The following is an 8276-nucleotide window of genomic DNA, read 5'->3' on the forward strand; positions in this document are numbered from 1 at the left end:
ATGGAACGGAAAATATACTCGGTGTCATACTGCGGCTTGACCGCGGTATCAAAAAAAAATTAAAAAAGACTGGACCCCGTGGTCAAGCCACGGGGTGACACAGTGTCATGAAGACAATAAACTTTAACATTAATAAAAAATGCAACCTGAATTTATTCATTTAAGAACTCAAAGCTCTTATTCTTTTCTAGAAAGTGCATTAACGCTTGAGAAGATAGTAGAACTTGCTTCATCGAATAAAATGCCTGCTATTTGTTTGGCAGATAAGGGAAATTTATTTGGCTCGTTAGAATTTGCATTATACGCAGTAAAAAAAGGACTGCAGCCGATACATGGAGTTATTCTAAATATAAAATATGATGTAGATATTTTTGCTCAAATTTTGCTTATAGCTAAAGATGAAACCGGTTATAAAAATTTACTCAAACTATCAAGCCTTACTTTCACTAAAAATGATCGTAAGATATGCGATCATATTACTTTTGAAGATTTAATCGAATATCAAGAAGGGCTAATAGCATTATGTTGTTATACTGACGGTATTGTCGGAAAATGCTTACTAGCTCATGAGCAAGAACAAGCGATGTTGTTTGCCCGCACTCTACAGGAAATCTTAGGAGATCGTTTTTATTTTGAGATTATGAGGCACGATCTGCCGGAAGAACAGTTTATTGAGGATAGTTATATTAAGATAGCTTCGGAATTATCTATTCCGCTTGTTGCTACTAATAAAGTTTTGTTTAGCGAAAAAAGCATGCATGATGCACATGATGTGCTGTTATGTATATCAGCCGGTGTTACTAAAGAATATCCTGATCGTAAAACAGTTAGTGAAAATTGTTATTTTAAGTCACCGCATGAGATGAGAGAGCTTTTTTCTGATCTACCTAATGCCATACAAAATACTGTGAATTTAAGAGAGCGTTGTTATTTTGCAGCACATGCAAACCCGCCGATGCTGCCTAATTTTGCTACCAAAGATATTAGTGAAACGGATTTAATTAGAAAAGATGCAAAAGAAGGGTTGCGTGCAAGGCTTGCTACAAAGTTTAAATCTGAAAATATTTCATTAGAGAATCAAGAAGAATTGAAAACCGAATATTTTGATCGTCTTAATTATGAGCTGGATATTATCTGTAATATGAATTTTGCCGGTTATTTTTTGATTGTATCCGATTTTATTAAATGGAGTAAAAAAGAGGGGATTTTAGTTGGACCGGGTAGAGGTTCGGGAGCAGGCTCGGTTGTTGCTTGGAGCTTGCTTATTACTGATCTCGATCCGATTAAATTCGGCTTATTATTTGAAAGATTTTTAAATCCCGAACGTATTTCGATGCCTGACTTCGATATTGATTTTTGTCAAGAAAGACGTGAGGAGGTGATTAATTACGTACGTTCTAAATACGGCAATAATCGAGTAGGGCAGATTATAACTTTTGGTAAAATGCAGGCAAAGGCTGTAATTAAGGATATTGCTCGTGTGCTTAGTTTACCTTATAAATTCGCTGATTATCTAACGGAGCTTGTACCTTTTAGTGCGGTTAATCCCGTTACACTTGAACAGGCGATGCGTGAAGTTCCGGAGCTTGCAAATGCCGCTAAAGGTAATGGGCTGTATAATTTGGAGGGTGAAGCGGAGTTAATTAAGCTAGTGCTTGATACTTCGTTAATTCTTGAGGGATTACATAGGCATTCCTCAACTCATGCTGCAGGAATCGTAATAGCAGGTACTGATTTAGTCGATATAGTACCGGTATATAAAGATGCTAATTCCGATATGCTGGTAGTCGGTTATTCTATGAAATATTCCGAAATTGCCGGTTTAATTAAATTTGATTTTTTAGGACTGCAAACCCTAACGGTTATTACCGATTGTAAGAAACTACTTAAAGAGCAAGGAATAGAAGTAGATTTTAACAATATGACCTTTGATGATAATAAGACTTATCAAATGTTGTGTAAAGGTAAAGGAGTCGGCGTTTTTCAATTTGAAAGTATTGGGATGAAAGATGCACTTAGACGCCTTAAACCTGATTCTATACATGATTTGATAGCTCTTGGGGCTTTATATCGTCCGGGTCCTATGGAAAATATCCCTACCTATATAGCTTGTAAGCATAAATTACAACAGCCTGATTATTTACATGAGCTATTAAAGCCAATCTTAGAAGAAACTTACGGAGTGGTGATATATCAGGAGCAGGTACAAAGAATTGCTCAGATTCTTGCCGGTTATACCCTAGGAGCTGCTGATTTGCTTCGTAGAGCAATGGGTAAGAAGATAAAGAAAGAAATGGAGGAGCAGGAAGAAATCTTCGTTAAAGGAGCGATTGCTAATAATATTTCGGAATCTCAAGCTAAATCCATTTTTGCAACTGTGGCTAAATTTGCCGGTTACGGTTTTAATAAAGCACATGCTGCGGCTTATGGTGTTATTTCATACCAAACTGCTTATCTTAAAGCTAATTATTCGGTTGAGTTTTTAGTAGCATGTTTAAACCTTGAATTAAATAATCATGATAAAATTAATTTATTTTTACAAGAAGCAAAAGATAGCGGTATAAAAATTATTGCTCCTAATATTAATATTTCTGAAGGGTATTTTACAACTTGTCATTTCGGCAGTTCTCCATGTCATCCTCGTGTAGGCGGGGATCTAGAAAAAATGAGTGCAATGAAAATGGATTCCCGCTTTTGCGGGAATGACATAGAAGGTACCGGATATGACAAAGAAGAAAGTGCAATAATCTTCGCTTTAGGTGCTATTAAGGGAGTTACGCCAAATTTCGGTAAGTTAGTAACAGATGAGCGAAAGGCAAGAGGAGCCTTTAAATCAATTACTGATTTTATTGAACGATTACCGCCAAAGTCTATTAACAGTAAATTACTGGAAAATTTAATTAAATCTGGCTGCTTTGATGAGCTACATGATAATCGATTGCAATTGTTTTCAAGTATTTCAAAGTTGCTTGCTTATTCAACTTCATATCACGAAGAGCAGGAGTCTAATCAATTTAGCTTCATTAAAGTTTCTAGTTTAAGTCCAACTATTTTAGTATCAAGTGATTATGCCGATAAAAATACTTTAGCCTTTTATGAATTTGAGTCTATGGGTTTATTTATCTCTAATCATCCTCTTACGGAATATCAAGAAATATTTAGTCGTTTAAATATTTTAAATACTGCGGATTTGCATAATAATTTACCTGAAGGTACTAACCGAGTAAATCTTGCCGGTGTGATACAAAAAAAGGATTCTCGTATGTCGGCAAGAGGCAGATTCGTGACACTTGTGCTTTCCGATCCTGAGAATATCTTTGAACTTAGTATTTTTAGCGAAGAAGTCTTAAAAGATTATGTACATTTACTCGATGTTAAAAGTTTGGTAGTGGTTAATTGTGATATAGTTAAAGATGAAGGAGGAATAAAACTAACGGCAAAAAGCTTTTCATCAATTGAGGATGCAATTAATAATAAACAATTTGAGTTACAGCTTTATCCCAAAAATTATGAAGAATTAGAGCAGATAGTAACCTTACTTGCAGCTCGCACTAATAACGGAGATCAGAGTAATGCTAAAGCTACAATCTATTTACAAAGTGAAGATGTAAAGAATTTTGTAGCAAAAATTACATTATCTGAAAAGCTTTTTCTCCAAGGGCAAGATTTTGAGATTTTAACAGGATATAGTAAATAGTGTTGTTGCTCGGCTTTTTCTGTCATTTCTGCGAGACATTATTGTGTGATTCTTGAAAAACGCTCCGTTGTCATACCGTTGCTTGACCACGGTATCCAGAAAAAATTTAAAATACTAACAATTTGAGTATTTTTAACTGGATCCCGTGGTCAAGCAACGGGGGGGGGTGGACAGAGATAAAGTTGATCCATGCAGTCTACGACTGCTCGCAATGACTGGGTGGTATACACGCAACAATGCCTCGCAAGAATGACGTAGAAACCTTGAGTCAATTTTTTATAGGCAATACCTGAATTGACGGTAAAATAAATATATAATTGAGTAATATTCTTTGATATTGTTTTACCGCTAAATACTACATTATTATTTTTATTATCGATAAGCTCCATATATTTTGTTAGTCGATGTTTGTCTGCTATTAACTTTGCTTCTTTTTCTAAATTGATATTTTCTCAAGATTTGGATCTTTAATTAATGCTTTAAAATAATTACTTATGGATTTTAATCTCAATTTTCCCGTTAATTTGCTTAAATACTTATAAAATTTGTTTTTTATAGTTTGTTTTTTAGGATCTGAGTTTTGGTTGAATATATTATCGGTTTTAACTTCTTGTTTTTTTATCGTCTACTACTTGCGTAATCAGGTAGATTTTTATTAGCTTCAGTTATTAGTTCATTTACTAAATTTTGTTTTTCTTCTTTAAGTACAGCGTCATGCAAAAAGCTTGATACAGGTGAATTTTTTGAGTGTATTGTATCCAAGTTAAGATTAGTAGTTTCTTGTTTTTCTAAGTTCGGGAGCGGTATATTAATATGCTCGTTTTTTGTTTCTATAGGTGAGTCTATTAATTTATTCTCTCCAAAAATATCTAGCGTTTCTTGCGTAAATTCATCTACTAATTTTTGAGCCTGTATAGGTGTTATTTCTTCATTAAATTTATTTTCACTATAATCTTTAACTACTTGAGTGATTTCTTTAGACGCTTTTGTTTCCAGTATGGTCATTTTGTATTTTTATGCCATATCTTTTATGAAATCATTCAATTTCTTATGTTCTTCCGATAGCTCTAGCGGTTTAAGGTTAGTATTACTTTGTTGCATTTACCGGAAAATCTCTATAGATGGCCGGCTTTCTATTTTTGCTTGTATTTGTGCTTTGATAAGTATATTTACATCTTTATCATTTAAGCATTTTTCTGATAGTTCTTTAATGATTTGTTCTTTATTAGATTTATATAATCTATAATTTTCTAAAACTGTTTTTGAGGGAGCTATTTTGTATTCTTCAAAACAAGTTTGAATATGGTTTATGACAGGCTTTAAAAGATCCTCGGTAATAGGTAAATCAGTATCCTTATAGGGAAACACAACATAGTAGGTAAAAAATCTACTAGATCAATCTTGATATACTTTAAATTAGATTCTTCAGAGATTCTTCAGCAACGTTATTAAATAACTTTTCCTTCGTGCTTGGTGTATGCCCTTCATTATAAAAAAAAGCATCAAAATGATTAGTAGCTGAATTGTCAATATCTTTTTGGAATTGATTTTGATGAGTTGTATTTGAGATACTTGATTTTGTGTAATAAAATCAAGTATCTCACGAAATTCTGAATCTGGTATATTGTCTCTTAAAGCTTCTCTTATTGATCTGCTGCTACAATTCCCTAAAATTTGTCCAGTAACTGTTCTTCTTGAATCATCTGTTGGGTTAATAAGTTTCTCCGATTTGCACTTGTTAATTTCGTTATTATGAGCTTTTATTGCTTCTAGTGCATTTATAGATAATATATTATCTTTTATTTCTTTATCTGTTTGATTTTTAAGTTCATACTTAATGGAGCTGAATTTTGCTTTACTTCTTGCTTCTATTGTTTCATTTATTTTAGATAATTGATCTTGTGGTGTTTGATTTAGCTTTGAATTATCTGCTCTTACTCCAGCACCAGCATTATATATAATATGATAATTTTTTCCGTTTTCTTTAGAATATTTTATAACATTTGCATGTAATCCTGTATTAGTAGGAGCATTAGAATATGATAAATATGCTTCTCCGGTTTTTTACAGTTTATCATATATTTCATCTGTAGTTTTTTCTAAAAATTTTTTTAACTCTGCGGGTGGTAATTTATTTGAGCTAGTTAAATGACGTGCTGAAAAGGATTGCTTATAAATCTCATCTAAGCCATTCATAAAATGGTCTAATTTTTTATCTGTATTTTCGTCAGGATATAAAACCTTATAAGCTCCAAGTAAGGCTTTATAACCGCTAGCCGTTATAAAATGAGCTGAGCCTAAATTATAATCTTTTGTGGATTTATCATAGGTACGGGCACCATCAAGCATTTCGCGGTACTGAGTTGCTTTCGCTTCATACTCATATTCCCGTATGTTATTTAAGGTTTGAGTGATATTTTCATAATGCTCTCTCAGCTTATTTTGATTATTCTCTTTTAGAGCAGTATTTGTAAGTTCATTATCATAATTTTCTAAGTTACTGAACTTTCTATCATTATTTATATTCTTAGCTATATTTTCAACTAATATGTATTACGAATAAATAAATGTCAATAAATTATACTCGATGAACTTGTAAAATTGGCTGTGTCGTCTTTGTAAGACATTGAATGTTCTGTACGCCCTGCTCCTCGGCTTACAAACTCTTTGCTATTTTTCAAGTTGATCTTCGTATACCAACTCTTCATTTCACTTTGGGGTATACTCACTTCAATATATCTATTTTATCTAATTGCTCCCATGTAAAATCTGCGTCTTCACGGCCGAAATGACCGTAAGCAGCCGTTTTTTGATAGCATGGAGTGCGCAGTTTAAGATGTTTAATTTTTACCAGGACGCATATAAAAATGTTGCGTTATTAGTTTAGTAATTTGTGCGTTGCTTAATTTGTTAGTACCGAAAGTTTTAGCGTACACAGATACGGGAGCAGCAACACCGATTGCATAAGATATTTGTATCTCACATCGATCGGCAAGTCCTGCTCCTACTATATTCTTAGCAATATAGCGCGCCATATAAGCAGCAGACCTATCTATTTTGGTTGGGTCTTTTCCTGAAAAACAACCGCCAGCCGTGTCTTGCCATGCCTCCATAGCTGTCCACGATAATTTTCCTACCGGTTAAACCGCAATCGGCAACAGGAGTGCCTATAATAAACCTACCTGTCGGGTTAATTAAGTATTTAGTGTCTTTATTTAGCCAACTGCTTGGTAAGGTAGGTTTAATGATTTCTTCTATTACTGCTTCAATAAGATCTTTTTGTTGTATTTCCGGATGATGCTGAGTTGATAAAACTACTGCATCAATGGCAACAGGTTTGTTATTTTCATATCATAACGTGACTTGTGATTTTGCATCTGGTCTAAGCCAAGGCAAGACATGTTGTTTACGTAAATATGCTTGTCTTCTCACTAAAAGATGAGCGTAGTAAATCGGTGCAGGCATTATATCTGTTTCATTACAGGCATAACCGAAAACCATACCCTGGTCTCCCGCACCTATTACATCGTCATTTGCATTGTCAACGCCCATAGCTATATCGGGCGATTATTTAATGATGGATGAAATTACGGCACAACAGCTACTGTCAAATCCATAATTTGGATTATTATAGCTGATTTCTTGTATCTTGCTACGTACTATTTGCTCAATATCCACATAGGTACTAGTAGTAATTTCGCCACCCACTAGAACTAGACCGGCTGTTACAAATGTTTCACAGGCAACACGACCACTAGGGTCATGCTTTAGAATTTCATCAAGTACTGTATCTGAAATTTGATCAGCAATTTTGTCTGGATGTCCCTCAGAAACTGATTCAGATGTGAATATAAAATTTTTCATACATTATGCTCCTTTTTAAAATAGTTGATGCAAACAACCTCTTATATTTTTATAAATTCGTTTAAAGATTTTTTAACTATACCGTTTAAAGTATAGCCGTGTTGCATCGCATATAAGCATACTCTTTATGTAGTGCAGGCTCAATTCTTACATTAACACTACCGTTAAAAGGTTTATCGGGTATTTTACGACTATATTACAATCTTCTAGATAACTATCTATAGCTTCTTGAAATGACTTTATTAAAGTTTTAGCGTCGGATACTTCATAGCTTATCGAATCTCTTATAAAGTCTACTTTACCGAAAAATAGTTCTTCGTAAGCATTAAAATGTACTGATCCTAAATAACCTTTATAGTTCATCAAATCATTTTTTATCAAATTTTAGTGTACTTGATGATTTTGATGTCATTCCTAGCTCAAAGCGGCGTTGTTGCGTGGACCGGTTTTCCGTCATTGCGAGAAGAATTACGTAGTAATTCGATGAAGCAATTCAGTAAAAAATTCTGATTTACAGAATTTTTTAATTATTTTTCTGGGTTGCCGCGTCGCTTTGCTCCTCGCAATGATGGCTAGAGTATCCACGCAACCATACGCGTCAAGTTAAGGGATGTTTATAAGTTTAAGAGAAGATAAAGTAGATTTTTTTGTTTTCCTATATTTATCTTTTAAGCAAAAACTTACCCAAGCTATTCGTAAATTTTTAAAGAAGTTT

At 33.7% G+C, this 8276-nt stretch carries 5 protein-coding genes and 4 pseudogenes; 1 reads left to right on the plus strand and 8 read right to left on the minus strand.

Features of this window, described 5'->3' with window-relative positions:
- The first annotated feature begins 139 nt into the window (after nt 1-139).
- The gene (dnaE, locus tag ACKTSD_RS01930) at nt 140-3697 is read left to right on the plus strand and encodes a DNA polymerase III subunit alpha (protein WP_412707769.1); all 3558 of its coding nucleotides are present in this window, start codon (nt 140-142) and stop codon (nt 3695-3697) included.
- A 276-nt stretch (nt 3698-3973) separates the two neighbouring features.
- Here dnaE and ACKTSD_RS01935 read toward each other — a convergent pair.
- The 8 genes and pseudogenes from ACKTSD_RS01935 to ACKTSD_RS01975 all read right to left on the minus strand — a co-directional run bounded on the left by ACKTSD_RS01935 (nt 3974) and on the right by ACKTSD_RS01975 (nt 7942).
- Nucleotides 3974-4208: pseudogene (locus tag ACKTSD_RS01935) on the minus strand (hypothetical protein).
- Nucleotides 4209-4315: 107 nt separating this feature from the next.
- Nucleotides 4316-4702, minus strand: coding sequence for a hypothetical protein (locus ACKTSD_RS01940; RefSeq protein ID WP_412707770.1), 387 nt, complete (start codon nt 4700-4702; stop codon nt 4316-4318).
- 96 nt (nt 4703-4798) lie between these two features.
- Nucleotides 4799-5065, minus strand: coding sequence for a hypothetical protein (locus ACKTSD_RS01945; protein ID WP_412707771.1), 267 nt, complete (start codon nt 5063-5065; stop codon nt 4799-4801).
- Between the two features lie 570 nt (nt 5066-5635).
- Nucleotides 5636-5893 (minus strand): annotated as a pseudogene (locus tag ACKTSD_RS01950) (hypothetical protein); the annotation flags it as partial.
- 75 nt (nt 5894-5968) lie between these two features.
- Nucleotides 5969-6232: pseudogene (locus ACKTSD_RS01955) on the minus strand (hypothetical protein); the annotation flags it as partial.
- Nucleotides 6233-6422: 190 nt separating this feature from the next.
- A pseudogene (metK, locus tag ACKTSD_RS01965) lies at nt 6423-7561 on the minus strand (methionine adenosyltransferase).
- Nucleotides 7562-7646: 85 nt separating this feature from the next.
- A complete protein-coding gene (locus ACKTSD_RS01970; protein ID WP_412707774.1) occupies nt 7647-7745 on the minus strand; it encodes a toxin-antitoxin system HicB family antitoxin in 99 nt (32 codons plus the stop codon).
- Nucleotides 7709-7942 (minus strand): hypothetical protein, encoded by a 234-nt coding sequence (locus tag ACKTSD_RS01975; RefSeq protein ID WP_412707772.1) that lies wholly within the window; start codon nt 7940-7942, stop codon nt 7709-7711. Before ACKTSD_RS01975 ends, ACKTSD_RS01970 begins: the two co-directional genes overlap by 37 nt.
- Nucleotides 7943-8276 lie beyond the last annotated feature (334 nt).

Origin of the sequence: Candidatus Rickettsia kedanie, from assembly GCF_045865205.1 — a bacterium.
Classification (GTDB): Bacteria; Pseudomonadota; Alphaproteobacteria; order Rickettsiales; family Rickettsiaceae; genus Rickettsia; species Rickettsia australis.

Bases quoted from the DNA above. Each gene is read 5' to 3' on its own strand.
- dnaE (WP_412707769.1), top strand. From the start codon at position 140: ATGCAACCTGAATTTATTCATTTAAGAACTCAAAGCTCTTATTCTTTT.
- ACKTSD_RS01940 (WP_412707770.1), bottom strand. From the start codon at position 4,702: ATGACCATACTGGAAACAAAAGCGTCTAAAGAAATCACTCAAGTAGTT.